A 25217-nucleotide genomic window follows, 5' to 3' on the forward strand; every position below is an offset into this window, starting at 1 on the left:
TATCTTTTTAACAGATAGTTAAAAGGTTGTTGCTTTTGACTCTTTATTTAAAAAACATCATTGCAAGTTGATTGTAGTGTAAGGTGTGAGACTCCTGGGGGATCAGTGTGACAGGTGAGACACCTAAGGGTGCAAAGCACCGAGGTGGCTCACCGCACACCCCCCGGAAAGCGAAACACCTGAAACGGAGATCAACTACTTTCATAGATCGTCAAAGAACCAAAAAAAAAGACCCCAAGAGCGTGGAGTCTTTAAATCATTTATATCGCCCAGTTTCCATTTTTAAATAACGGAATACGTTTGCCATCTTCATATTCAGCCTCAATTTCAAGATCTGCAGAACCAATCATAAAATCAGTATGGCCGCGGCTGAAGTTGATCTCTTTTTCTTCCATCTGCTCTGGTGAAAGGTTTCCTGCATCCTTCACTGACATCGTGATTGATGTTCCGATCGCTAGATGGCATGAAGCATTTTCATCATACAACGTGTTATTAAATGTGATACCTGAGTTTGAAATAGGCGAATCGTGAGGAACTAATGCAACTTCACCTAAGTACCCCATTCCATCATCGATGCTAAGCAGTTGTTTCAATGTGTCATACCCTTCCTCAGCTGTGAAATCAATCACTTTTCCATCTTTAAACGTTAAGCTGAAGTTATCAATGATGTTCCCCATCGCTGAAAGTGGTTTTGAGCTTGATACTTTACCGTTTACACCATATTTTCTCGGTGTTGTGAACACTTCTTCTGTTGGCAAGTTCGGGATATAATACGTTCCGAACGTTGAATGGTGACCTCCACCGATCCATGTGTGATCTGGATGAAGATCTATGCTTAAATCGGTACCTTCTTCAGATTTATAATGAAGCGTTTTGAACTGCTGTTCGTTTAAATAGTTCACTTTTTCTGTCAACGTTTTCACATGATCGTCCCATGCTGCTACAGGATCATTCTGATCAACACGAACGGTTTTGAAAATTGCTTCCCATAATGCATCTACCGCTTCTTCATCATTCTTGTCTGGGAAAACGCTCTTAGCCCAGCCAACCGTAGGTGCACCAGCGATCGCCCAGTGCATATCTCCTCTTAATTGACCCGCTGAGAAAGCTTGAAGTTTCTCACCGCGATTTTTTTGAACGAACATCATGCGCTCAGAAGGAACGCCTTTATAAGCGTTCGGATCATTCCCTGTAATCATCAAAAAACAATCATGATTTTCCACAAGGCTATTATATTTATCAATTTCCCATGAAGGCAGATCATTTTGAAGAACCTCTTCTGCCGCAAGAGTAAGATGAATGCGGCTTGTTTGTGTATCTGTCCAATCCACCATCACTCGTTTACAACCGTTCTCGTATGCATGCTTCGTCACTTTGCGCGTAAATTCTGCCGTTTCGATTGGCGAACTGATGAGCAACCTCTGTCCCTCTTTTAACCCTAATCCAACCTTTATCACTAATTCAGCGTATTGATCCAACTTCTCTTCAAACGACTTCATACTTTCCCCTCCGATTGGTAAATACATAAAAACGACTGATAAGTTTATATTATATTAATTATATAAAAAAAAGAATATTATGACTACTGTTTTCTTTATTACCTTTCGTTACTTCTCTATAGAAAGCAACCTTTAAACGGTAATCAATTTCTCGATAAACAAATGACTAAAAAAAGAAAAGATCACATAACGCTCTGTGATCTTGAATGATTATTATCGTTTTTGTTTAGGCTGAATCCGATTTGAGTGAGTGCGCTCTCTAAATTGTTAGTGATCATGATTCCTTTAAAATCCACATCAACATGTAAAGTGGTTATGGCAAGATCTGGTCTGAACCCTGTAAGAATTGGAGTGACTCCTATTAATCTTAACAACTTCACGATGTTTAACAGATATTCACTAACAGAGTTATTGATTCTACTCACTCCTGAAAGATCGATTATCATGTGTTCGAGCTCTAAATTCATGCTGCTTTCAAGTGTGCTTTGAATGATGAGTTCTGCTCGATATTCATTAATATGGCCAATGATTGGAAGGATCGCAACACCTTTTGTTAAAGGAACAATCGGCACTGAAATTTCTTTTATTTCTTTATTCGCCTTATCAAGCTCTAAAACGTAAGTTAACAATGAAGACATCGTCTGGAAAAGCTCGATATGCTGATCGGTAAACTCAAATGTTTTCGTATCAAGACCACAGATTGTTCCGTAATTTTCACCATCTTCATAATAGATCGGAATCGCAATAAAGCTTCCCCCACCTAAATCCTCTGTCACATTCAGATGCTTCGTCCGTTCATTTTGCGTAATATCTTCTATAAGAAGAATATCATTGCCTTTATCTACGCTCACTTTACAAAACGTTTCTTTAAAGGGCATTGTTGTACCTTCTTGAATCAATACCGTATTCTTATTTACAGCTTTTTTGATCTCATTTACTTGTTTGTCATTCTTGGCAATAAACAACGTATTGATGTTGATAAGTTTACTCATAAAATGAAGAATGTTTGCAGTAGCTTCTTCAAAGTTTTTAACCGATTTATTTTTAAGTGCTGAATTTAGATGCATAGACAAAATAAATGACCAACCTTTCATTTCTAAAAATCTTTCTCTCGCAGTCTTTTGATGGTCCACCCCTTTATTTACCCTAAAGAAATTGAAATAAACATTTTGGTAAAACATTTATAGCGCGTTGACTAAAAGATAAATGAAAACTTAGATAAAAATAATCAAAGACAGTTCTTGTATGAGGGATGTTTTTCTTCCGTGTCTAAAGAACTATATGAAAACTCCTAAATTAAAACATTCTTCACCATTTTTTCAAATTAAAAGTGTTTGAAAATAGTTCTTTAAATAGTAAATAATCCCTATTCTATATTAAAAACACGGGAGTTATCTCCTATTCTAGTAGTTGAGCTATCGTGGTAACATTTTGAATACACGGAATTATCCGACAATAAATGTCGGTTTTCGGTAACTACTACGATTTAGGGGGAATCTTGGTGAAAAAAGGGAAATGGGTATCTGCTGCACTCGCTACAATGTTAAGCTGCTCTGCTTTTTCAAGTGTTAGTGCTGCACCAGCAAATGTTTCATCTGATGTGAAAGCAACACAACAACACGAAGATCACAAAGGACATAAGCATGGAGGCGGTCCTTTTGATTTAGGCATCGCCAACGATGAAAAATTGATCGAAATGCTGAAGAAACAAGGCGAAATCAGTAAAAACGCATCTGAAGCGGATGCACAGAAAAAATTACAGCAATTTTTACACAAAAAACAAGAGAACGCATCTAAATTCTCTGAAGGTGCACTTGAAGACGAACATAGTGAAAAGCGTAAAGAAATTAGAAGTAAGCATAAAAAAGAAGGCCTTAAGAAAGACGGTAGAAAAGAAGATAAGATTAAAAACGTAAAAGAAGAAAAGTGGAAAGGACAAAAGCGTGTAGATAACGTTCTTGTTCTTATGATAGAGTTCCCAGACTACCCTGCTACGAACATTAAAGCAGACGAAACAGATATGTTTTATGAAGAATATTCTAAGAAACATTATGAAGACTTAGTATTTGGAAATAAAGGATATAAAGGACCGAACGGGGAAAAGTTAATCTCCATGAAACAATATTATGAACAGCAATCTGGTGGAAGTTATTCTGTAACAGGTAGTGTTGGAGGTTGGTATAAAGCTAAACATCCAGCAGCTTATTATGGAGGAAACGTACCTACTCCAGACGGTAATGACAAAGACGCTCGTTCTCTAGTAAAAGAAGCGCTAGAAGCGGCTGCAAAAGATCCTAACATTAACCTAGGAGACTATGATCAAGAAGATCGCTACGACCTAGATGGAGATGGCAATACACGTGAAGCTGATGGTTTAGTAGACCACCTTATGATCGTTCACTCAAGCGTCGGTGAAGAAGCTGGCGGAGGTGCACTTGCTGGTGACGCAATTTGGAGCCACCGTTGGAACCTTGGTTCACCTTTCCCAATCGCAGGCTCAGAGTCTGAAGTTGATTATTGGAACGGTATGATGGGAGCTTACGATTATACAGTCCAACCTGCTGATGGAGCAGCTGGCGTATTTTCTCATGAATATGGTCATGATCTTGAGCTTCCGGATGAGTACGATACACAGTACTCTGGCCAAGGTGAGCCTGTTGCATACTGGTCGATCATGTCTAGCGGAAGCTGGGCTGGTAAAGTTCCTGGTACTGAGCCGACTGGATTCAGTGCTTGGTCTAAAGAATTCTTACAATCGTATATCGGTGGTAACTGGTTAAGTGGAGAAACGTTCGTTTACGAAGAGATCGACCGTAAAGGAATCGACGTTCTTCTTGATCAGGCAAACACGAAAGGTACGAACAATGATGCCGTTCGCGTTGATCTTCCACAAAAAGAAACAGTCGTTAACAAGCCTTATAGCGGTGACAATCAATATTTTAGTGGCAGCGGAGATGACTTAGACAACTCATTAGTTACATCTCTTGATCTTACAAAAGCTTCAACAGCTACACTAAACTTTAAAACATGGTATGACATTGAAACAGATTGGGATTATGCTTCTATTAAAGTGAAAGAAGAAGGAGCAACAGATTGGGTGACCGTTAAAGGTAACCTGACTACGGATACGAATCCAAACGAGCAGAACCCTGGCCATGGTATTACAGGAAGCACGAATGGTGAATGGGTGAACGGAGCCTTCAACCTATCTGCTTATGCAGGCAAAAAGATCGACCTGAAGTTCAACTATTGGACGGATGTAGCAGCAACAATGCCTGGATTCTTTGTAGATGACATTTCTGTTAACGTTGATGGAACGGATGTATTGTTCGATAATGCTGAAGGAACGCCTAAATTCAAGCTAGAAGGCTTTACGAAGAACCAAGGTAAATTCCTATCTGATCATTACTACTTATTAGAATGGAGAAATCACCAAGGTGTTGATAAAGGTCTTGCTCACATTGCACGTGGAAAAAGCTTAATGTCTTATGATGGCGGACTTGTTGTTTGGTACGTGGATAACAGCTATTCTGACAACTGGACAGGCATCCACCCTGGAGATGGTTTCTTGGGCGTAGTCGATGCGAACCAAGAAACGCTTAAATGGAGCGATGGTAAAGTAGCTGCAACACGCTACTTGATCCATGATGCTGCATTCAACACGGATAAAGGGAAGCCAATGTTCCTAGATTACAAACAAATCAATGGAACATCGCTTACGGATAACGCGATTCATCCAAACTCCGTATTCAATGATAAAGATGACTACTCTAATCCTGGACTTCTAGACGCTGGACGTAACGTTCCACAATACGGTCTAAAGTTCTCTGTTGAAGGAAAGAGTAAAGACGATTCTGTAGCGAAGATTAAGATCTCTCGCAAGAAATAAACATTCATTCATAAACCCAACTGTGTACATGCAGTTGGGTTTTATTTTCCTAGGGTAAACTGTTAATAAGGAGGGTATGAGATGAAAAAGTTTGTACGCGTATTTTTAACGGTTTTTACACTGATTTTTCTTATGAGCTGCAGCACACAAGAAAACGATAAACTTCCTGGGAAAAAGGAATCAGAAGAAAAGGCAGAATCTGATCCAAAAGATTCCTCTGATTCTAAATCTGCAGAACAAAACGAGGTGACTGCCATGATCGCGAACGACGAAAGAATTATTCAGATGCTCAAAGATAAGGGAGAAATTCCTGAGAATGCCACAACAGAAGAGATCAACAACGCTCTTCAAAAATATCTGCAACAAAAAAAGCCTGGCAATCTAGAGGATGAAAAGGCTAAAAAGAAATACATCGAGGAATTGAAGCAAAAGATTCAAAAAGAAAGTAAGACAGCTGAATAATTTTGGCCACAGCATATAAGAGGCTGTTTTCGTATTCAGTGTTGCTCTTGAAAGTAGTTGATTTCCGTTGCAGATGCTCGCTTTCCGCGGGGCAGGCGGTGAGCCACATTCGTACGTTTCCGTATAAGTGTCTCACCTGCCCGCCTTTAGAGGTTTCTTGCTCCTGCGTCTACAAGCTAATACTACGTAGTAAGCTTCCTCGTCGCATGCCTTGCAAGAAGTATCTCATGCGGTAGGCACACACCTTCCACTACAATCAAAAATTCAAAGAAGGAAATGAAATAGAGTTAAAAACAACAAGCTTATAGAATGCATCAATATAAAAAATTCAAATCAGCTACATTCTAAAAATTCAAAAAAAGATGGTTTAAAGTGTCTACTCTTAGAGCACTTTAAACCATCTTTTTTATTGCTTAGCTTCGTTTATAAGGCCACCAGTTTGCTTCTCCAAAGTTCTTTACTAGAACTGGGATGAGTAAAGGCAGCACGACAAATGCGTATAAAAGCAATCCTACTAGGATGATGGACGCAATTTGTAACAATGAGAGCATTCCCGAAGGCATCATCGCAGCAAACGTTCCACCTAATATGATAACGGCCGAAATGATAACCGTCCCCATCTTTTTCATAGCGAGAAGCATCGCATCGGCAACCGTAAGATCTTTATACTCATTAAATCGATCCATTAAGAAGATGCTGTAATCAACGCCTAGCGCGACGAGGATTACGAACCCAAAGAACGGAACAGCCCAGCTGATGCCTGTATATCCTAATAGATTTACATAGATGAATTCATTGATTCCCATTGACGTGTAGTACGTTAAAATGAGTGAACCGATCAAGTAAACTGGCATGATTAAAGAACGGAACAAGAATACGAGTATGATAGAGATTCCTACTAACATGAGCAGAACAGTTCTTGAGAAATCATTGCTAGAAACGGTCTGCAAGTCAGCGTTAGAACTCGTGATTCCCCCCACTGCCACTTTCGCGTTCTCCAGCTCCGTTCCTTTCGTCACTCGATTGATCGCTTCTTTTATCTCGCCTACTTCATCTATAGACTCGTTAGAATAAGGGTTGATTCCAAACACAACATCCATTGTCATCGTTTTGCGATCTTCTGATAGATACGCTTCCAGTGCCTGTTCAAAATCCTTACTTCGAAGCACCTCTTCAGGCATATAAAAAGCACTCTTATCCTTTGTTTCGGCTAGGTTGTTCAAATAATCTTGAGCAGAACCAAGACCATCTGAAACTTGATTCAATCCGTCAGCACTCTGATCTAAACCAGTCGTTAACTGACTAAACTGACCACCAAGGTCTTCAAATCCTTTTAACAGCTCTTGTTGGCCGTTATTGATACCGTTTAAGCCGTTTGTTAGCTTAGGCACATTATCAACGATCTGACCTTGACCGTCAGCAAGTTGCCCTAGTCCTGACTGAAGTTGATTCGTTCCATCGATCACTTGCTGAAGTCCACCAATAATGCCTTGTTGGTACCCGTTTATCTCTTGAAATTTACCATTGGCTTGTTGAACGCCTGATGAAACTTGACTCAGCCCATTGTTTAATTGATCTAAGCTACTTTTGATACCGGGCAATTGATTTTGAGTTGCTATCACTGTGTTCTTAATCTTCTGATACTCAGCATCGTTATCTGCAATTTCATAGCGGTCTTCCAACGCTTGAAAGTCTTGATCCGTAATTGATGCCAGTGCAGTATTCAAGCTTCCTAATCCTTGCCCTACTTTTACGTAGTTTGATTGAATCGTTGATAGATTTGATCCTGCTTGTTCATAACCCTGCTGAATCTTTTGATAACCAGCCAGCAGCTCTTGTTGTTTAGATTTTATCTGTTGTAATCCCTTTTGTGCGTCAGCTGCTCCCATCGTTCCTTTTCGAATGCCATCTTCTATCTTCACCAGATTCTTTTGTATCTCAGTCAAACCAGATTGAGTAGCACTCGTGCCGTCGATAAGCTGCTGAATGCCGTCAGTCGCACCAGTCAGCTGGGGTTCAGATTTTGATAACTCTCCGCTCGCTTCCATTAGCCCACTGCTGATTTTATTGATTCCTTCTTTTCCATCACCAAGGCCATCTTCTAAATTTTCCGCTTGTTTGTAGACGAAGAAATCTTCTACCGGTTCGCCTGTAGGCCTAGAAACAGACCTTACCGCATCAACATGGTTAACTTTTTCGAGTTCCTGACTAATCTTTTCAGCAAGCTCCATGTATGAAGTCGAGTCCATCTTTTCATCATTTTTTATAACGATGTTGGTTGGCATCGACTCTCCCGCTCCAAAGCTTTTCTCAATCACATTGAACGCTTGGATCGAAGAAACATCCCCTGAGATTTCTTCTAATGAGTTAAAGGATAATTTTCCATCATACGTTACAAGAAACGGTACGCAAATGACCGCAACGAGTATGAGCGACAACAACGGACGTTTTAACGAAAAGTTCCCTGCAATCGCCCAGAGCTTGCTCTCACCATGCTCCGCTTTTTTCTTTGATGGCCAAAAGATCTTCTGACCTAAGACCATCATGAAGAAAGGAACGATCGTGAATAGAGCAACTAAAAGAATACCTACACCAACCGCGACGGCGGCTGCTGATTGATAGAGAATAAACTGAGAAAAACCGATCGCAGCAAACCCAATCATGACCGCCAAACCGCTAAAGAAAACGGTACGTCCCGCCTGACGATACGTTGCGATGATCGCTTCTGTTTTACTTTCTGTGAGCGATAATTCTTCTTTATAACGACTTAGCAAAAGAATACAATAATCTGTCCCGATTCCAAACAATACAGCAACCAAAAAGATCTGTGTATAGTTAGAGATCGGAAAATCGAACGAATCTACTAACATCGCTACGATTGATTGTGAAGCGAGATACGTCACACCAACGGTTAGCAATGGAATAAGTGGCGCAACTACAGATCTGAATACTAAGAGCAATACGCCTAGAATAAATACTACCGTAATGCCTTCTGTCTTTTTAAGTCCCTCTTCAGAACTTTTCACAAGATCTTCGTTGATCATCCAGTTACTTGTGTAATAGTGCTCTACTTCGTTGTCTTCAATCGTTCTATATAGAGCTTCATTCACTTCACTTGGCTCTCGGTCATTCCAAGCAACTTTTATAGACGTTAAGATAGAGTTTCCATCTTTTGATACTAACTGTTTCTCAAGACTCTTTTCATTAAAATGAGTCAGGATCTCCGTGATTCCTAGCTCTTCTTTATTCTTTTCAAGTTGACGGATCGCTCGCTCAACTTCTTTTTTATCTGCCGCACTAAGTCCTTTTTCATCTGTAAAGACCGGTGCTACCGAAGACTCATCTCCACCGCCTTCTTGTTTCTGGACGTCGCTCATAATATCTGAAGCTAATGATGATGAATAGCCGTCTGGTACATCGACTTGTCCTTTTTCTCGTACCAGTTCTGCCATATTTGGTGCCGATAACATAAGAACGGCAACGACAGCGATCCATGCTACAAGCACAAGCCATTTTTGTTTTAAAATAAACCGCACGATTTCTCCCCCTGCCTATTGTTTTTCCTGAAGTGTCGTTAAGATGTTGTTGATCTTTTCGTACGTGTCAATAAACTGTTTGATCTCCTGCTCTTCAAACTGAGTAATGATGGATTCTACCAAGTTATAGATTCTCTCTTCAGTTTTCTTGTAAAGTTCAAGTCCCGCTTCCGTTAGTGTGAGATAAACGACGCGGCGATCATTTTGATCTCTGGTTCTCTCGATCAAGTCTTGATCCCACAATTTTGTGATCACAGCTGTAATGGCGCTTTTTTTTACATCAAAAACTTTCGCTAGCTCTGTTGACGTACAGTTCTCTGTCTTGTAGATATATTTCAATGTATAAAATTGATCATTTGAAAGTTCACTCTGCAGCTGTTCTTTTACAAGGGACTCCCCTTTTTTATGTACCGCAAATGTGAGATCGATATAACGATCAACAAGTTCTTTAATGGATAATTGTGACATGCAAATCCTCCTATTGGTTCATTTTTTTAACTGTTCATTTATTGAACTATCTATTTCCAGATTTAGATTACATGGTGGACAAGCAGCTTGTCAATCACTCTGCTGTAACTTTTGCTGAGATCTGTTTAAACGTAACAAAAAAGACATATCTCTTTAGATATGCCTTCATCATCATTCTTATGAGGTTTGCTTTTTTTCTTGAAGTGAATAAAGATAAAAAATATAATCGATCGATGCACCTTTATAGCCGAGCTGGTTGAGGATTGCAGATAGATGACCTCGGTGATACGTGCCATGATTTACAATGTGCTGCATAAGATCAGCATAGGTTGAATGAAGTGTTCCGAAGTGTGGATGATGAACGGTGATATCAGCAGATAAATCTTCTTTTCCTCTGATGAAGTTCTCGTAGTCTTCAGATATGGCTTCAAACTTCATTTGCATGTTTTTTAGATCTGCAGCATTTAATTCTTCGTGTAGCTGTTTTATGGAGTTAAAAATATCTTCAAAAGTTTCCCCTTTTAATACCTGTAGCCATACATAATCGACTTGATACATGTGTACAAGTACATCGGCGATTGTAGGAAAAACACTTTCTACGTCTTTTCTGTACATTTCGGTTGGGAGTTCTTTTAGTGTGTCAAAGACTCTCTCATTAGCCCAAGAGTTGAATTGGTGAAGCTGTTGCGATTTTTCCATCTTTTGTACCTCCAAGTTTGTTATTCAAGGTACTAATTTCGATATTGGGATAGAAAATTCCTTTAAAAACGCAAACAAATGTTCTTTTTTTTATTATAAAGCTGTTTTGAAAGTAGTTGATATTTATTTCATGCTGCTCGCTTTACGCGGGGCAGGCGATGAGCCACATTCTGTACGGTTCAAATTTGCAAGCGACATATACCCAGCTAGGTATTAGAATGTCTCAATCATTCAGTTTTCTCTCTTAATCCAAAAGTTTTGCAGTTTTATCCACGAGTTCTGCGATTTTATCCACGAGTTTTGCTTCTCAATCCAAAAGTTACCCGCGAGTCTACAATCTTCGACAACTCCGTAACTCAAATACCCCAACAAAAAAGCGCACTCCCCTCAGGAGTACGCTGATCACCACTCATTCTATTTTACGATCTCAGATAACAACTGGAATGAACGCAATCTTGCTGCATGGTCATAAATCTGGCCATTTACGATGATTTCATCTGCCTGTGTTTCATCTAAGAAAGCTTGCAGCTTAGCTTTAACTGTTTCAGGACTACCGATAAAGGATGTGCGTAACTGCTGATCGAGTGCCGCTTTTTCATACGGGCTCCAGATGCCGTCCATGCTCTCAACAGGTGGTTTCAACTTAGTTGGGTTTCCACGCACTAAGTTGACGAACTGCTGCTGAAGAGATGTAGCGATTCGTGCTGCTTCTTCATCTGTATCTGCGATTACCACGTTCGCTCCAACCATCGCATACGGTTGCTCAAGTACTTCTGATGGGGTGAACGTATTGCGGTATAACTCTAGAGCAGGAATCGTGTTGTCTGGCGAGAAATGACTCGCAAATGCAAACGGCAGTCCTTCTCTGCCTGCCAACCGTGCACTAAATCCGCTTGAACCTAAGAGCCAAATTGGAATATCTTGTCCTTCTCCAGGAACCGCTCTAACTTTCATCGGCGAGTCTGCTCGTTCTGGATCCAGATAAGTACGCAGCTCATCTAACTGATACGGAAAATCATCACCCATATTGCCGAGATCACGCCGAAGTGCTTGTGCTGTTACCTGATCCGTTCCTGGTGCTCGGCCGAGTCCAAGGTCGATTCTACCTGGATACAGAGCATCAAGTGTACCAAATTGTTCAGCAATCACGAGCGGTGCGTGGTTAGGAAGCATGATGCCACCAGAACCGACCCGAATTTTAGATGTACCACCCGCCACATGTCCGATCACGACCGAAGTAGCAGAGCTAGCGATCCCAGGCATGTTATGATGTTCAGCTAGCCAATAACGGTTGTATCCCCATTTTTCAGCATGCTGAGCGAGATCTAACGTATTTTGAAACGATTCAGTTACCGTTCCGCCTTCAATGACCGGTGCAAGGTCAAGAACTGACCATTTTACATCACTCAAACTTTTTTTATTGGACATCGTAACGTCCTCCTTATTTAAAGCAACAAAAAATTAGCTACTATATTTTAATAATTCGATACTAGTATATCAAGTTTGCTTACTTAAATAAAAAATACTGCTTATTCTCTTATGTGGATAGGACATGGTTAGCTATTAATTCGTATGACTTTATTCGGTCCTCATAAGAGTGAGTAATCGTCACAATCATCATTTCATCAGCTTTATACGTTTCTTGAAGTCTATATAGTTCTTTCTTTACCTCTTGTGGGTTGCCGATAATCATTTTTCTTTTCGCTTCATATATGAATTGTTTCCGTTCTTCTATGGAAAAAGAACGGTGAGCTTCTTCTATGGTTGGAACGCCGTTTCCTTCGCCAGAAGCATTCTGTTTTCTCCAAAGAATGCCTGGTAATGCGAGTTCCTCAGCCTGTTCTGTTGTCTCTGCACAAATCACAGACACAGCAACAATCGTATTCGCTTTTTTTAATGAGGCACTAGGTATGAACGTTTTTTGATAAGAGGCTACAATCTCGGGTCCTAATTTTTCACTCATAAAATGACCGAACGCATAAGCTGTTCCATATTCAGAAGCTAGATCCGCACTCTTTTGGCTTGTTCCAAGAATCCATGGAACGGGTGAAATATCAGGGACTGGATAAGGCTGTATTTTAGAAAACATATCGTCATGTTGAAAATCGTTACGCAGAAAATGCAGCAGTTGTTTAGTCAATTCAGGAACTTTTCGAACATTCTCCAGATAATTGCCCGAAAGAGCGATCGACGCTTCTGCAGATCCTCCAGGAGCACGACCGATACCAAGATCAATTCTATCTGGAAAAAGTGTAGCAAGCATGTTATACGTTTCCGCAACTCTATATGGTTTATAATGCGGTAAAAGCACAGCTCCTGCGCCGAGACGTATCTTATTTGTGTTTGCTCCAATATAGCTCAGCATCACTTCTGGTGCTGAACAAGATAAGCCGCTAAAGTTATGATGTTCCGCGATCCAATAACGTGTATAGCCAAGCTTTTCTCCCTCTACGGCCAGTTGCATAGAAGCTTGAAGAGCCTCTTGTGCACGTTTACCGGATGAGATTGGTGATTGATCGAGTATGCTTAATTTCATCGCATACCTCCTCCTTTACATGTTTGTATTTTACTCCAAAGTCTCATTCTTTACTTTCTTGGGGATTATCAAAATAAAAAGAACCCCAATTTGAGGTTCTTGTCTCCTAACAATGCTAGACTTTCACTTCTGTATCCGCCTTTACAAATTGATCAGCAGATAATGTACTTGCTCGGTAATGCGTATAGAGTTCAGCTTCTGTCAAATTCATCGTGCTGCATATCGACTGAATTTCCAGCCATGAACCTCTCTCTAAACCTTGTACAATATTTAATGCAAGATTATAGGAATCCTTGTTGCCTAAAAGAGCTTCAGCCAGTTCGTTCGTTATCGGGAGATCCGCGATCACATCTTTCATGTCTTTGCTGAGCAAAGTGTCGATAAGAGAAAACATTCCGAACATGTAGAGATGATTTTTGGAGACATCTACGTATTTGGCGATGCGTTCAAAAAAGCATGCGCGCGTAAGACTCATCTTTACGATTTCTAATCCATTATCAATTCTCTTCAAGCTCGACATCATCAAGATCATGACGAGCTTTTTGATCTCATATAGTCCGACTAAGACAACAGCTTGTTTAATCGTTGTAATCTTACTTTTAAAAAAGTAAGTACCAGAATTCATCACTTTTAAAAGCTTATAAGAAAGTGAGAGATCTCGTTGGATCAAGCTGCTGATCTCATGAATGTCTGGGTCTGAACCGTTCAACTTTTCTAATAGCAAAAGATAGTTCGTTGGAATAGGAGCGATATCCTTTCCTTGCAATATGACAGGTCTGCTAAAGAAATAGCCTTGAAAGTACTCAAATCCAAGCTCTTTAGCTTCATCAAATTGCTCACGCGTTTCAATCTTTTCTGCTAGAAATGTAATCTGCTCACGGTACGTTTCTATCATGATCTTCATTTCTTGGACGTCCATTAACAAATAATCTACTTTAATAATATCAATATAAGGAAGCACTCTATTCAAGTTGCGGTTTACCGATACATCATCGAGTGCAATAATATATCCTTTATTCTTCAACTCTTTACAGACCTCAAGAACTTCGTCCGTTAAACGGACATCCTCTAAGATCTCGACGACGATATATTGAGGTGAAATATACGTTGGAATCCGATTTAACAACAGATTCTCCGTAAAGTTGATAAAACATTTCTTGCGTTCTCCGACTTCTTTGATCCCGATTCCAGCAAAACTGTTCACCATAACATCGATCGTTGCACTATCATGATCCAATCCATCATATCTATTGTTCTCACTATTTCTAGATAAAAGTTCATAAGCAACAACTTTCTCATCTTTGTCTAGGATCGGTTGTCTGCCAATAAAAATATCCATTTCAATCCCCATTCACATTCAATAATCATTTTTTCCTTTATATAGACATCAAACCATAAATTGTAAAGGAGCACAATACGTGTTTTGGTGTTGATACTTCCAAATACTACGTTGAATTTTTTATGTATACTTTTGTCGAACCTGCAGTATCATGTTTCATCTTAACCGGCAGTGGGAACACAAATTACGTACTAATCTTCTACAAAAGGAGGAAATCGATGGATACTCATGGTAAAGTAGTTGGCGTTTTCCGTTCAGAAGATGATGCGATCGATGCCATTAAAGAACTAAGAGAAGAAGGTTATGGTGACAATGAAATCTCAGTGATCGCAAAAGACAAAAAAGAAGTTAAACACATTCAAGAAGAAACCGGCTCAAAAGCACCTGAAGGGGCTGCCGCAGGAATGGCTACAGGTGGCATTCTTGGAGGACTTGGCGGGCTATTATTAGGTGCAGGTGCACTTGCTATTCCAGGAATCGGACCGATCGTAGCAGCGGGACCCATTGCTGCAGCACTTGGTGGAGCAGCTGTAGGAGCTGGAGCAGGTGGAATTGTCGGAGCTCTTGTAGGATTAGGAATTCCTGAAAATGAAGCAAAAGAATACGAACAATCAGTGGAAGCTGGGGACATTCTCGTTCTCGTCGACACGAATGAAGTAAGCCGACATAGACAAGTTAATGATACATTCCGTACGTACCGTTCCACAAATGCACATCGTTATGAAGATTCATATTCCAACAAATATTAATAGGAGGATGATTCAATATGAAAAACGATACAATGGAAGGCAAATGGAAACAGTTTAAAGGTGAAGCGAAGAAACAATGGGGCAACCTGACAGATGATGATTACGATCAAGCACAGGGTGACCGTGAAAAGATGATTGGAAAGATCCAAGAAAGACACGGAAGAAAACGTGAAGAAGCTGAACGTGAATACGACGATTGGTATAGCAGAATGGAGCAATATTAAAAATAGTAGAACCCCCACTAAATCAATATTTAGTGGGGGTTCTTTTAAATTCGCTCTTTTCAAAAGATTGTTGCTTTTAAATCCTTGCTTCTTTCACAGTTGATTGGAGTGGAAGGTGCGAGACTCCTGAAACGGAAATCAACTACTCTAAAAGCATCAAAATTTACGAAAACAGCCTTTTAATTACATGATAACAAAAACGATTACAGCTACTAGCACTAAGCGATAGATCGCAAATGGCGTTAGCTTAACTTTTTCAATAACGTTTAAGAAGAAGCGAATCGATAACATGGCGAATACAAACGCACTGATGAATCCAACCACAAAGAACGGCATAGCGTCCATACTAAAATATTCTAGATTCTTTAATAGGGAGATACCACTCGCACCTGCCATGATCGGAACAGCCATAATGAATGTAAAGTCAGCTGCTGCACGGTGACTGAGTCCTAAAAGAACACCACCTGAAATCGTAGCACCAGATCGTGAAAATCCTGGCCAGAGTGATAAACACTGAATCAATCCGATCGAGAAAGCTTGCTTGTACGTAATCTTATCCACTGTATCAATTACAGGGTTTTGATTTTTAGCAGCAAATCGATCGGCAAATATCATAAGAACTGCACCAATCGCGAGTCCAATAAGCACTGTGTTTGTCGTGAAAAGGTACTCGTCGATATAATCTTCGAACAACAACCCAAGAACACCTGCCGGCAAAAGTCCTACGATAACTTGCGTTAATTTTAAACGGCTGCCCGTAATTTCATTTGTTGCTTTGTTTCTGCTAAGTCCAAGCATATCGATGAATCGCTGTCTGAAAACAACCACTACGGCTAAGATCGAACCGAGCTGAATCACTACTTTAAATGTGTTTGCAGGATATTTACCTAAAAAGTCTTGTGATTTTAACCACATATCATCGACAAGGATCATATGTCCTGTAGATGATACAGGAGCAAACTCCGTCAAACCTTCAACGATCCCTAGAATAAGGGCTTTTAATAACAATAGGATGTCCATAAAAATTACTGATCTCCTTTAACAACTTATACTCTCATCTCTATATAATAGACGTTTTTCGATGATTAGCAAAGAATGATGTAAAACTTTTTATAACACTGTAACATATTGCGATAAAGTGAGAAACCCCGTCGGAATAAAATCCAACGAGGTTTTTTGAGGTAGTTTTTAGTAATCCAAAAGCGAATGGAGTTTTTCTTTATCTAAAACCTTTACAAGCTCTACTAGCAGCTTTGTGCTATTTTCTAGGTCGCTTTTACTGATCATGGATGTGTGACTATGAATGTAGCGAGCTGCCACTCCAACTACAAGACTTGGAATTCCCTTTTTGAAAAGATGAAACTTACCCGCATCCGTTCCTCCGCCAAGCATCACGTCTACTTGGTAAGGGATGTTATGTTTCTCTGCAACCTCGATAATTAAATCACGAAAACCGGTGTGCGGAATCATGGATGAGTCAAGGAATGTAATAAGCGGCCCTTTTCCGAGCTTCGCTTTGTTCGCATTCCCACCAGGACCATCTTCTGCAACTCCTACATCGAGTGCGATCGCGACATCTGGCTCCATGATCGCAGGTGCCGTAATCGCTCCCCTGAGTCCTACTTCTTCTTGAACAGTCGCCCCACAATAGACAGTGTTCGGATGAGTGACGTTTTGAAGTTGCTCCAGAACCTGAAGCGCCGTATAACAGCCTGCTCGATTGTCGAGTGCTTTAGCAAGGATCGTATCACCGTCAGGCATCAGTTCGAATGGACATATCGGAAGAATCGGATCTCCTACCCTAATCCCCCACTCCTTCACTTGCTCTTTATCTTTGGCACCAATATCAATAAACATCTCTTTCATAGGATAAACCCGGTTTCGTTCTTCCGGCGTTAAGATATGAGGCGCTTTTGATCCAACGACGCCAGTAAACGTTTTACTTTTCGTCTGCACGTGTACACGTTGTGCGAGAAGAACTTGTGACCACCAGCCTCCTAATGGAACAAAGCGCAGATAACCTTGTTCTGTGACCTCACTGACCATGAAACCGACTTCGTCCATGTGGCCGGCAAGAAGTATTTTAGGACCATCATTCGTAGATCCGTGTTTTTCACCGAATACACTGCCGATGTGGTCGTTCATTAGCGTAGCACCTGTTTTGCTTATCTCGCGTTTCATGATCTCTCTAATCGCTTTTTCAAAACCAGGAGCACCATTCGTTTCGGTTAACTCTTTTAATAAGTCCATATTTTTCACCTTCCTATTTTATAGGATGGGGAAAATATACCGTTTGAATACGTTTTTTTCATAAAGAGAGTGAAATTATTCAAAATCGAAGTTTAACACGTATTTTCGACCTTTATTGGTTCCAATCGTTGTAGAACATAGTGCGTTTAAAAGGTGTTTCGTGATATGAGGTGAGTTGATATGGAGGAAGTCATTCATTTGCCGATTATTTATTGTGTTTCCTATTAACAAGTAATAGTCATGTAAGGCTTGTATATGAGCGTCTTTAGAAGTTGACATACATCTAGCACAAGCCCAAGTTCCAAACGTTCTGTGCATACTAAAGAATTTACAGTTCGTGCACTGTATTCCTTTTATCAAATCACTCTCTGAGATTAGGAAATGCTGAAGAATATTGAATTTTAGGGGATGATGTTGTAATTGAAGTTGTACGGAAAGGTTATGTTGAGCTTCCTTTGTAAGGAGATAAGTGGTGTGTTTGACCTCAAGTTCCTTTATTTTATCAGGCAAAACATAGTAGGGTAATACAAATTGGGAGAGGGTTTTAGACCTTTCTTTTTCAGCAGACTTGATTACTGATTTATTATTTCCGATGATTACAAGCGGCTCGATTGGAATAGAAGGAAATTTATGAAAGGCAAGCCATTTTTGAAGTTGCTCTACATGTCTATGTACTTGAATGATTGGACTGCTGAACGCTCTTTCATCCTTATTATCATTGATCCTGATCAACTGGTTAAATGTTGAATCAAAAATAAGTGTTCCAGTTATGTTCTTCACTTCGATGATAATTATGAGATTTGAGGATAACAGTAGGCAATCAATCTGGAAGTAATGTGAACCATCATAAAGACGAAGGTCATGAAAGATATGGTACTTCTGTTCTGGTAAAAAACTTAGGGGAAAATCTAATGAACGCTCACCACGATATCCAGCCAAACCTTTTGCATATATTTCAGAAGCAATTTGTCTTTTTGGATGCTCAAGATCAAGTCGTCTAAATAGTGCCTCAAACTTGTATAATTTAATTGGCTTTGTTCGTTTTTTAATGATCAAAGTCTAACTCCTTTCATGATTATATTGTTAATAATTCTTTTGTATGGACGCAAAATCCTGTTAGGAAATAGATATCAGCAACTTTTTTGTTATATCGGCGAGAATGAGCAATTTATCAGCAACTTTCGAATTATATCGGCAAGAATTTAAATATATCGGCGAAAATCAAATTATATCGACATTTGCATAAATTCAGCATACAAAAAAGGACTCACCCTGATGGTGAGTCCTGTTATCCACCTATGTATGGTGGAGACGGTGGGACATGTTATTCCATGCTTTCGTCATGGCACTGACTATATCTTGAACCTGAAGATTCCAGGTCCTTCGGCGTATTATACGAAACATAAATTTACTTGAAACCAAGCAGAATTTCGTATCTTAGTACTACCAGAATGGCAGCCTATAAGTCGATACACGGCTGTTGGATTGCTCCACATACCGCTCGGCATTGCCTTGCAACGATAAATGTTGGTTAGGTTTCACCGATAAAGCCGAATTATCACTTATGTGTTACCACACAAGGCGACTAATTTATTAATCGAACCCACGTCCAAAGATATTGGCACTTAAGCTTCTACGAGTGTAGTCGGTTTATTCGCGTTTCGCGGATCCGTCTGCCAGCCGACAGGCGCCTGGACCGCTAGCCTGATTATTCTCTTCCATCGTCCTCAGGCGGAGGACAACCGGCGTAGCCCACTAAGAGTGAGTCCCTTACCCTACCACATGGGCGATGGAGGGAGGAACAGCTAAAGTGCTATTACGCAGCTAAAGCTAAGTTGTTGTTTTGTTTGCCAGTTATTGGCTGTGGCGTTTTAACGAGGCCGACCCCCTCGACTCGCAACTTAAGCTCAAACTACCCCTGTCGAATCCGTAACGTCCCCATTATAAAATGGTAAGCAGAAACTTAATTCTGCCGAACCTCGGAAAGAGATAAAAGCTTAATCGCTTCTATTCACTTGTGTACTCAGTATAACATTTTTGCTTCATCGTCTCAATTGTAACATCCTGTAAAAGGAACCAATTAAGCTTTTTGGCGATCTCGGAATGCACGTTCGATCTCTCGCTTCGCATCCTTCTTCTTTAAATCGTCACGCTTGTCGTAATGCTTTTTCCCTTTAGCAAGTCCGATCAAAAGCTTCGCAAAACCATTCTTCAGGTACATCTTCAAAGGAACGATAGAGTATCCTTGTTCTTTAGTTGCACCTAACAGCTTGTTGATCTCTTTGCGGTGTAAAAGCAGCTTACGCGTACGAAGTGGATCATGGTTGTAACGGTTTCCTTGCTCATACGTGCTGATGTGCATGTTGTGTAGAAACAACTCGCCATTTTGCACACGTGCGAAGGAATCTTTTAAATTTGCCCTGCCTGCGCGAATGGATTTGATCTCCGTGCCCTGAAGGACAATTCCTGCTTCAAATGTTTCTTCGACGTGGTAATCGTGCCGCGCTTTCTTATTCTGTGCGACTACTTTCCCTTCTCCTTTTGGCATGTAAAACTCAATCCTCCCCACAGCAAGTGAAGTTTAATTATAGCAATATGGTCAAATAACGTCAAGGTTCACCACCGAGGATGAACCTTGACCAACATGCCTTCTTATTTCTTCTTTTTCTTGCCCTTTTTCTTCGCAACTGGTTTATAGAAAGGCTTCTTCTTCCCTTTCTTTGAATCTTGAGGGCCGCTTGAACGCTCTGATTCACTTGTGCGGTTCTTGCTTCTTCTTCCTCGTCCGCGTTTTGGTGTATCTCCAATATCGATCACTTTCTGGCGATCTTTAAAGCGTTTACGAGGTGTTCCTTTCATACCGACAATCTCGAAATCGATCGCGCGGTCATCTACATTCACGTTCGCAACTCGAATGGAAATCTCATCACCGATTCGGAATACGTTACCTGTTCGCTCACCGATCATCGCCATAAACTTCTCATCGAATCGGTAGTAATCATCGGTTAAATAACTAACGTGTACGAGTCCCTCAATCGTGTTTGGAAGTTCAACGAACAATCCAAAGTTTGTTACAGAGCTGATCACGCCGTCAAACTCTTCGCCTATCTTATCGAGCATGAACTGTGATTTTTTCAGCTCATCTGTTTCGCGTTCCGCATCAACAGCACGGCGTTCCATCGCGGATGAATGCTTAGCGATCCCAGGAAGTTCTGCTTTCCAATGACTGACTGTTTTTGGTCCTGTGTCTTTTTTAAACAGATACGTCCGGATGAGGCGATGTACGATTAAGTCTGGGTAACGACGGATCGGTGATGTGAAATGAGTATAAAACTCCGTTGCCAATCCGTAGTGACCCAGTGACATATGATCGTACTTCGCTTGCTTCATAGATCGAAGCATGATTTTGCTGATCACCATTTCCTCTGGCTCGCCTTTTACGGTCTCCAAAAGCTGTTGAAGGCTGCGCGGGTGAATATCGCTCGCGGTTCCTTTTAATGCATAACCAAACATGCCGATAAACTCTAAGAAACGCTCTAATTTGCCCTCATCAGGGTCTTCATGGATTCGGTACATAAACGGAAGCTCGAGGTCATGAAAATGCTGAGCTACAGTCTCGTTCGCACAAAGCATGAATTCTTCGATCAGTTTTTCTGCAACTGATCTCTCGCGAAGAACAACGTCTTGCGGATCGCTGTTTTCATCAACAAGTACTTTTGCTTCAGAAAAATCGAAGTCAATCGCACCGCGTGCAAAACGCTTTTTGCGCAGAACTTCAGCAAGCTCTCCCATTAACTTAAAGAAAGGGATGAGTGACTCGTATTTCTTGTTAACCGCTTCGTCTTCATCCTGCAAAATTTTACGAACATCTGTATACGTCATTCGCTCTGTTGTTTTGATCACACTTGGGAAGATTTCATGTTTGATGACTTCTCCATCATGGTTGATCTCCATCTCACATGAGATCGTTAAGCGATCAACTTTCGGGTTCAATGAACAGATTCCATTTGAAAGACGATGTGGGATCATCGGGATAACACGATCGACTAAGTACACACTCGTACCACGTTCTTGCGCTTCTTTATCAATTGGAGAATCTTCAGTTACATAATGCGTAACATCTGCGATATGTACGCCAAGCTTATAATGGCCATTCGGCAGCTTGATCACATGAACCGCATCATCCAAGTCTTTTGCGTCTGCTCCATCAATCGTTACGATGGTTTCTTTTCGAAGATCGCGACGTCCTTCAATATCTTTCGGATCGATCTCATCTGGTGTGTTATGTGCTTGCTCGAGTGCTTCAACAGGAAACTCTCTTGGCAGTCCATGTTTGAAAATAACCGAGATAATATCTACACCTGGATCGTTCTTATGTCCGATGATATGAATAATCTCTCCTTCGGCACTGTTTTTGCCTTCAGGGTATTTTGTGATCTTCACAAGAACCTTATGTCCTTCTACAGCTCCGTTAACGCCGTCTGCAGGGATAAAGATGTCATTCGGGATCCGTTTATCATCAGCCACAACAAAACCAAATTTACGGCTCTCCTGGAACGTTCCGACTACCTCTGTAACGCCTCGTTCCAAAATACGAATGATCGTGCCTTCAGGACGTGATCCTGAAGATGTTTGGTTGAGGCGCACGAGCACCGTGTCTCCACTCATTGCACCATTCATATCAGATTGTGAGATATACACATCTTTTTGTTCAGAGTCTTCTGGAATAAGGAACGCAAAACCTTTTGCGTGACCTTGAACACGACCTTTGATCAGGCTCATCTTTTCAGGTAATCCATAACGGTTCGTACGTGTTCGAACGATAGAACCTTCATCTTCTAATTCATTAAGTGTTAAAACCAGTTTCTTGAAAGCTTCAGCGTCAGGAAGTTGAAGAGCTTCTTCAATCTCTGTTACTGTCATCGGTTTTTCCGACTCTTTCATGATCTGGAGTATTTGCAGTTTATCCAAAAACTGACCTCCTTTTTAAGGAAAAAAGGTTCTATTCTGACCAATCAAGGTCTTCTAAGAAAGCATAAACATCTTCATGCAGCTGTTCTTTTTCCTTGTCTAATGTAATAACGTGTGATGAGTTTTCATACCATTTTAAATCTTTCTTTTCACCTTCTACTTCATCATAGATAATATTTGCAGAATCCGTGTTTATCATTTCATCATTTCTAGCCTGCACAACAAACGTAGGTGCGTATACGAGATCCACTGAATTTCTTACACTTTGAATAAGTTCTTGAAGAGCTTTTAACGTGTTCATCGGTGTTTTTTTGAATTCTTCCATCTCTTCTTGAATCTGTTCTGCTGATTTCTGTTCACGCTTTTTATATTCTTCAGCGTACGCACAAACCCCTTTATACATCACTTCTTCACTCTTGATAGACATGGGTGCGCACATCGGAATAACTGCTTTTACAGGATGTTCTGTAGCAAGTTTTAAAGAGAATACGCCACCTAACGAAAGACCGCAAACAGCAATCTCGTCGTAGCCTCTTTCTTTTAGATGATTGTAGCCGCCAATCACATCTTCCCACCAGTCTTTAGGTCCTGTGTGTACTAGTTCTTCAGGGGGAACGGCATGCCCTTTATACTGAGGGGCGTGACATGTATAGCCCTTCTTCTGCAGAAATCTCCCCATCATTCGTACATCCGCTGAACTGCCCGTGAACCCATGAAGCATTAAGACTGCCCGCTTTCCACCTTCAAAGAAAAACGGTTTTGGTGCTGCGATTTTCATGTTGTCTCTCTCCTATTCATTCATTAAAAATTGATAAACTTCTTGAATTAATTCATCTTTCTCTACATCATGACAGATCATGTGCTTAGATTCTTTAAAATAACAAAGACGTTTGTTAGATGCTGCTATCGCTTTGTACAGATATTCTGCACTTCTTCTCGGAACAAGGCCATCACATTCTCCTTGAACGATTAGAGTTGGTGCAGAGACTTGTGAGAATTCAGGTTTGATCATCCTCACAAGCTTCTGAAACTCTCTCGTTGCACTGAAAGGTGTATCAAGGAACTTTTTTCGATACCTTTTATATAATTCATGATCTCTTAGTTGACCGTTCAGCCCAGAGACCATCATATTGGCAATATCTTTAATCATCTGTGCGGGGTTAAGATAGTAGGCACTTGCGTTCAACAGAATCAATTTGTCGCACCCGTACTTTGAAGCGAGGTACCCCGCGATCATGCCACCCATCGAAAAGCCGACGATATAGATCTGTTCAACTTTTTCTCGTAGCTCCAAATAGGCACTTTCAGCTTCTTGAAGCCATTCTGTATGTGTTCTACCTCTTAATGAGAGCTCAGTTCCGTGACCAGGATAAGTGGGCACAGATAACAACCAGTCCGTATGCTTCTCAAGATATTCTGTAATTGGCTCGATCTCATAAGGTCCGCCTGTGAACCCATGCAAACAAAGACACCCGATCATGCTACCACCTTTTTTGTCTATAGGTTACCCTTTTATCCTCGTATCAAATCATATCACAACCACTCTATTAAAGGTTATGCGGCGTTTCTACAGACTAAAAAAACAACAAGCGGCATTCACCGCTTGTTGTTTTTGACTGTTCTTTAATTCATCGGAATAAAGTATGCTACTGAAATCGTTAGAATGAAGAACAACACTGCAAGAATGATCGTTAACTTACTTAGCAATGCGTCGATTCCACGTGCTTTTTGTTTACCAAAAAGCTGTTCAGCTCCACCAGTAATCGCGCCTGATAATCCTGCCGAACGACCTGATTGAAGAACAACGACAACGATTAATGCGATTGATACTAAAATAAGAAGGATTTTTGCTGCTGTTAGCATGTATGTTACACCTCCACCGTTCCACGTTACATTACCCTAAATGTACCATAACTTGAAGGGACGAGGCAAAGCTTTTTTCAGAACCTTCATTAATTTGTTCCTGAATAGTTGATATCAAATTCTTTATGAAAAATATAGAGGCGAACCGCTCTAATTACATTCAGTCTTTTGTTTAACATCCCTACTACTTGAACGGTAGCTCCTGGCTGGACGGCTTCGTCTGGCGCGATATCAAGCGTCTTGTCTCCATCGAGCAGCTCTGTCTTAGCATCCAGTTTTACTTTCATCAATGTTTTTTTATGAGAGATGGTAAATACTTGGCCATTGGTTTCTTTTACTTTTCCAATAAAGCTGATCGGATTCAATTTTTCCAGTTTGTTTTCTGCACCATCCGAAGATTCTTGTTTAAGTGGTTGCATCATAAACATCCCCTCTTCGTAATAATGGGGACATCCCCCATTTTCATTTTACTGTTACTTGTTGAGTTTTATGTCTGTTTCTAGTGGTGTGTCTTTTTTGGAAGAGTAGTAGTTATCATTGAAAATGGATTTTTTGATTACAACATCTTCATAGGTCTCAGATTTCAAACGAGCTTTCTCACCATTTGTTATCTGCAGGTCATAGGTTCGTATATATAGAATTGTAAACAATAGAATGATAAATGCCCGGATTAATCGAAATCGATATGATCTTCCTCTTCGATCCCGTCTAGTTTCCTCTACCCTCATTTTT

The 25217-nt window shown here is 40.5% G+C and carries 22 protein-coding genes and 1 other RNA gene; 4 read left to right on the forward strand and 19 right to left on the reverse strand.

Going from position 1 to position 25217, the window contains the following annotated elements; translation table 11 throughout:
• Positions 1-260: 260 nt before the first annotated feature.
• Together H9648_RS02590 and H9648_RS02595 are read right to left on the reverse strand one after the other, a co-directional pair.
• A complete protein-coding gene (locus tag H9648_RS02590; RefSeq protein ID WP_191752203.1) occupies positions 261-1499 on the reverse strand; it encodes an aminopeptidase in 1239 nt (412 codons plus the stop codon).
• 182 nt (positions 1500-1681) lie between these two features.
• Positions 1682-2632 carry an STAS domain-containing protein gene (locus tag H9648_RS02595; RefSeq protein WP_318243472.1) on the reverse strand — a complete coding sequence of 317 codons (951 nt, stop codon included), beginning with the start codon at positions 2630-2632 and terminating at the stop codon, positions 1682-1684.
• A gap of 368 nt (positions 2633-3000) precedes the next feature.
• Between H9648_RS02595 and H9648_RS02600 the strand changes: the two genes are divergently transcribed.
• Positions 3001-5388, forward strand: coding sequence for an immune inhibitor A domain-containing protein (locus H9648_RS02600; protein WP_191752204.1), 2388 nt, complete (start codon positions 3001-3003; stop codon positions 5386-5388).
• Positions 5389-5469: 81 nt separating this feature from the next.
• Positions 5470-5850, forward strand: coding sequence for a hypothetical protein (locus tag H9648_RS02605; protein ID WP_191752205.1), 381 nt, complete (start codon positions 5470-5472; stop codon positions 5848-5850).
• Positions 5851-6263: 413 nt separating this feature from the next.
• Here H9648_RS02605 and H9648_RS02610 read toward each other — a convergent pair whose 3' ends face one another.
• The 6 genes from H9648_RS02610 to H9648_RS02635 form a co-directional block, all read right to left on the reverse strand.
• Positions 6264-9386 carry an MMPL family transporter gene (locus H9648_RS02610; RefSeq protein WP_191752206.1) on the reverse strand — a complete coding sequence of 1041 codons (3123 nt, stop codon included), beginning with the start codon at positions 9384-9386 and terminating at the stop codon, positions 6264-6266.
• Between the two features lie 15 nt (positions 9387-9401).
• Positions 9402-9854, reverse strand: a complete 453-nt coding sequence (locus tag H9648_RS02615) for a MarR family winged helix-turn-helix transcriptional regulator (protein WP_191752208.1) — start codon at positions 9852-9854, stop codon at positions 9402-9404.
• A gap of 177 nt (positions 9855-10031) precedes the next feature.
• Positions 10032-10553 carry a DinB family protein gene (locus tag H9648_RS02620; protein WP_191752210.1) on the reverse strand — a complete coding sequence of 174 codons (522 nt, stop codon included), beginning with the start codon at positions 10551-10553 and terminating at the stop codon, positions 10032-10034.
• Positions 10554-10967: 414 nt separating this feature from the next.
• Positions 10968-11981 (reverse strand): LLM class flavin-dependent oxidoreductase, encoded by a 1014-nt coding sequence (locus H9648_RS02625; protein WP_191752212.1) that lies wholly within the window; start codon positions 11979-11981, stop codon positions 10968-10970.
• Between the two features lie 109 nt (positions 11982-12090).
• On the reverse strand, positions 12091-13089 hold the full coding sequence (locus H9648_RS02630; RefSeq protein WP_191752214.1) for an LLM class flavin-dependent oxidoreductase: 999 nt from the start codon (positions 13087-13089) through the stop codon (positions 12091-12093).
• Between the two features lie 115 nt (positions 13090-13204).
• Positions 13205-14428, reverse strand: a complete 1224-nt coding sequence (locus tag H9648_RS02635) for an EAL and HDOD domain-containing protein (protein WP_191752216.1) — start codon at positions 14426-14428, stop codon at positions 13205-13207.
• A gap of 218 nt (positions 14429-14646) precedes the next feature.
• Between H9648_RS02635 and H9648_RS02640 the strand changes: the two genes are divergently transcribed.
• A complete protein-coding gene (locus H9648_RS02640; protein ID WP_191752218.1) occupies positions 14647-15177 on the forward strand; it encodes a general stress protein in 531 nt (176 codons plus the stop codon).
• 17 nt (positions 15178-15194) lie between these two features.
• A complete protein-coding gene (locus H9648_RS02645) occupies positions 15195-15401 on the forward strand; it encodes a CsbD family protein (RefSeq protein WP_144698135.1) in 207 nt (68 codons plus the stop codon).
• Between the two features lie 183 nt (positions 15402-15584).
• On the opposite strand, the gene H9648_RS02650 is transcribed toward H9648_RS02645, so the two are convergent.
• The 11 genes from H9648_RS02650 to H9648_RS02700 form a co-directional block, all read right to left on the reverse strand.
• A complete protein-coding gene (locus tag H9648_RS02650; protein ID WP_191752220.1) occupies positions 15585-16421 on the reverse strand; it encodes an undecaprenyl-diphosphate phosphatase in 837 nt (278 codons plus the stop codon).
• A 168-nt stretch (positions 16422-16589) separates the two neighbouring features.
• On the reverse strand, positions 16590-17651 hold the full coding sequence (locus H9648_RS02655; RefSeq protein ID WP_191752222.1) for a M42 family metallopeptidase: 1062 nt from the start codon (positions 17649-17651) through the stop codon (positions 16590-16592).
• Between the two features lie 75 nt (positions 17652-17726).
• The gene (locus H9648_RS02660) at positions 17727-18707 is read right to left on the reverse strand and encodes a nuclease-related domain-containing protein (RefSeq protein WP_191752224.1); all 981 of its coding nucleotides are present in this window, start codon (positions 18705-18707) and stop codon (positions 17727-17729) included.
• Positions 18708-19245: 538 nt separating this feature from the next.
• Positions 19246-19583, reverse strand: a transfer-messenger RNA (tmRNA) gene (ssrA, locus tag H9648_RS02665).
• Positions 19584-19731: 148 nt separating this feature from the next.
• On the reverse strand, positions 19732-20199 hold the full coding sequence (gene smpB / locus H9648_RS02670) for an SsrA-binding protein SmpB (protein ID WP_066239234.1): 468 nt from the start codon (positions 20197-20199) through the stop codon (positions 19732-19734).
• Positions 20200-20303: 104 nt separating this feature from the next.
• Positions 20304-22595 carry a ribonuclease R gene (gene rnr / locus H9648_RS02675; RefSeq protein ID WP_191752663.1) on the reverse strand — a complete coding sequence of 764 codons (2292 nt, stop codon included), beginning with the start codon at positions 22593-22595 and terminating at the stop codon, positions 20304-20306.
• A gap of 58 nt (positions 22596-22653) precedes the next feature.
• Positions 22654-23400, reverse strand: a complete 747-nt coding sequence (locus H9648_RS02680) for an alpha/beta hydrolase (RefSeq protein WP_191752226.1) — start codon at positions 23398-23400, stop codon at positions 22654-22656.
• Between the two features lie 12 nt (positions 23401-23412).
• A complete protein-coding gene (locus H9648_RS02685) occupies positions 23413-24102 on the reverse strand; it encodes an alpha/beta hydrolase (protein ID WP_191752228.1) in 690 nt (229 codons plus the stop codon).
• Between the two features lie 143 nt (positions 24103-24245).
• Entirely contained in the window at positions 24246-24485 is a 240-nt protein-coding gene (gene secG / locus H9648_RS02690; RefSeq protein ID WP_144698121.1) for a preprotein translocase subunit SecG, read from the reverse strand.
• Positions 24486-24574: 89 nt separating this feature from the next.
• Positions 24575-24907 carry a hypothetical protein gene (locus tag H9648_RS02695; protein ID WP_144698119.1) on the reverse strand — a complete coding sequence of 111 codons (333 nt, stop codon included), beginning with the start codon at positions 24905-24907 and terminating at the stop codon, positions 24575-24577.
• A gap of 51 nt (positions 24908-24958) precedes the next feature.
• Positions 24959-25213, reverse strand: coding sequence for a hypothetical protein (locus H9648_RS02700; protein WP_191752230.1), 255 nt, complete (start codon positions 25211-25213; stop codon positions 24959-24961).
• Between the last annotated feature and the right edge of the window lie 4 nt (positions 25214-25217).

The organism is Fictibacillus norfolkensis (assembly GCF_014836645.1).
GTDB lineage: Bacteria > Bacillota > Bacilli > Bacillales > Fictibacillaceae > Fictibacillus > Fictibacillus norfolkensis.

What these genes read in the sequence shown, in the direction of transcription:
- H9648_RS02590 (WP_191752203.1), bottom strand. Translation starts at nt 1,499, where the DNA reads ATGAAGTCGTTTGAAGAGAAGTTGGATCAATACGCTGAATTAGTGATA.
- H9648_RS02605 (WP_191752205.1), top strand. Translation starts at nt 5,470, where the DNA reads ATGAAAAAGTTTGTACGCGTATTTTTAACGGTTTTTACACTGATTTTT.
- H9648_RS02615 (WP_191752208.1), bottom strand. Translation starts at nt 9,854, where the DNA reads ATGTCACAATTATCCATTAAAGAACTTGTTGATCGTTATATCGATCTC.
- H9648_RS02620 (WP_191752210.1), bottom strand. Translation starts at nt 10,553, where the DNA reads ATGGAAAAATCGCAACAGCTTCACCAATTCAACTCTTGGGCTAATGAG.
- H9648_RS02625 (WP_191752212.1), bottom strand. Translation starts at nt 11,981, where the DNA reads ATGTCCAATAAAAAAAGTTTGAGTGATGTAAAATGGTCAGTTCTTGAC.
- H9648_RS02630 (WP_191752214.1), bottom strand. Translation starts at nt 13,089, where the DNA reads ATGAAATTAAGCATACTCGATCAATCACCAATCTCATCCGGTAAACGT.
- H9648_RS02635 (WP_191752216.1), bottom strand. Translation starts at nt 14,428, where the DNA reads ATGGATATTTTTATTGGCAGACAACCGATCCTAGACAAAGATGAGAAA.
- H9648_RS02640 (WP_191752218.1), top strand. Translation starts at nt 14,647, where the DNA reads ATGGATACTCATGGTAAAGTAGTTGGCGTTTTCCGTTCAGAAGATGAT.
- H9648_RS02645 (WP_144698135.1), top strand. Translation starts at nt 15,195, where the DNA reads ATGAAAAACGATACAATGGAAGGCAAATGGAAACAGTTTAAAGGTGAA.
- H9648_RS02650 (WP_191752220.1), bottom strand. Translation starts at nt 16,421, where the DNA reads ATGGACATCCTATTGTTATTAAAAGCCCTTATTCTAGGGATCGTTGAA.
- H9648_RS02655 (WP_191752222.1), bottom strand. Translation starts at nt 17,651, where the DNA reads ATGGACTTATTAAAAGAGTTAACCGAAACGAATGGTGCTCCTGGTTTT.
- smpB (WP_066239234.1), bottom strand. Translation starts at nt 20,199, where the DNA reads ATGCCAAAAGGAGAAGGGAAAGTAGTCGCACAGAATAAGAAAGCGCGG.
- rnr (WP_191752663.1), bottom strand. Translation starts at nt 22,595, where the DNA reads ATGAAAGAGTCGGAAAAACCGATGACAGTAACAGAGATTGAAGAAGCT.
- H9648_RS02680 (WP_191752226.1), bottom strand. Translation starts at nt 23,400, where the DNA reads ATGAAAATCGCAGCACCAAAACCGTTTTTCTTTGAAGGTGGAAAGCGG.
- H9648_RS02685 (WP_191752228.1), bottom strand. Translation starts at nt 24,102, where the DNA reads ATGATCGGGTGTCTTTGTTTGCATGGGTTCACAGGCGGACCTTATGAG.
- secG (WP_144698121.1), bottom strand. Translation starts at nt 24,485, where the DNA reads ATGCTAACAGCAGCAAAAATCCTTCTTATTTTAGTATCAATCGCATTA.
- H9648_RS02695 (WP_144698119.1), bottom strand. Translation starts at nt 24,907, where the DNA reads ATGATGCAACCACTTAAACAAGAATCTTCGGATGGTGCAGAAAACAAA.
- H9648_RS02700 (WP_191752230.1), bottom strand. Translation starts at nt 25,213, where the DNA reads ATGAGGGTAGAGGAAACTAGACGGGATCGAAGAGGAAGATCATATCGA.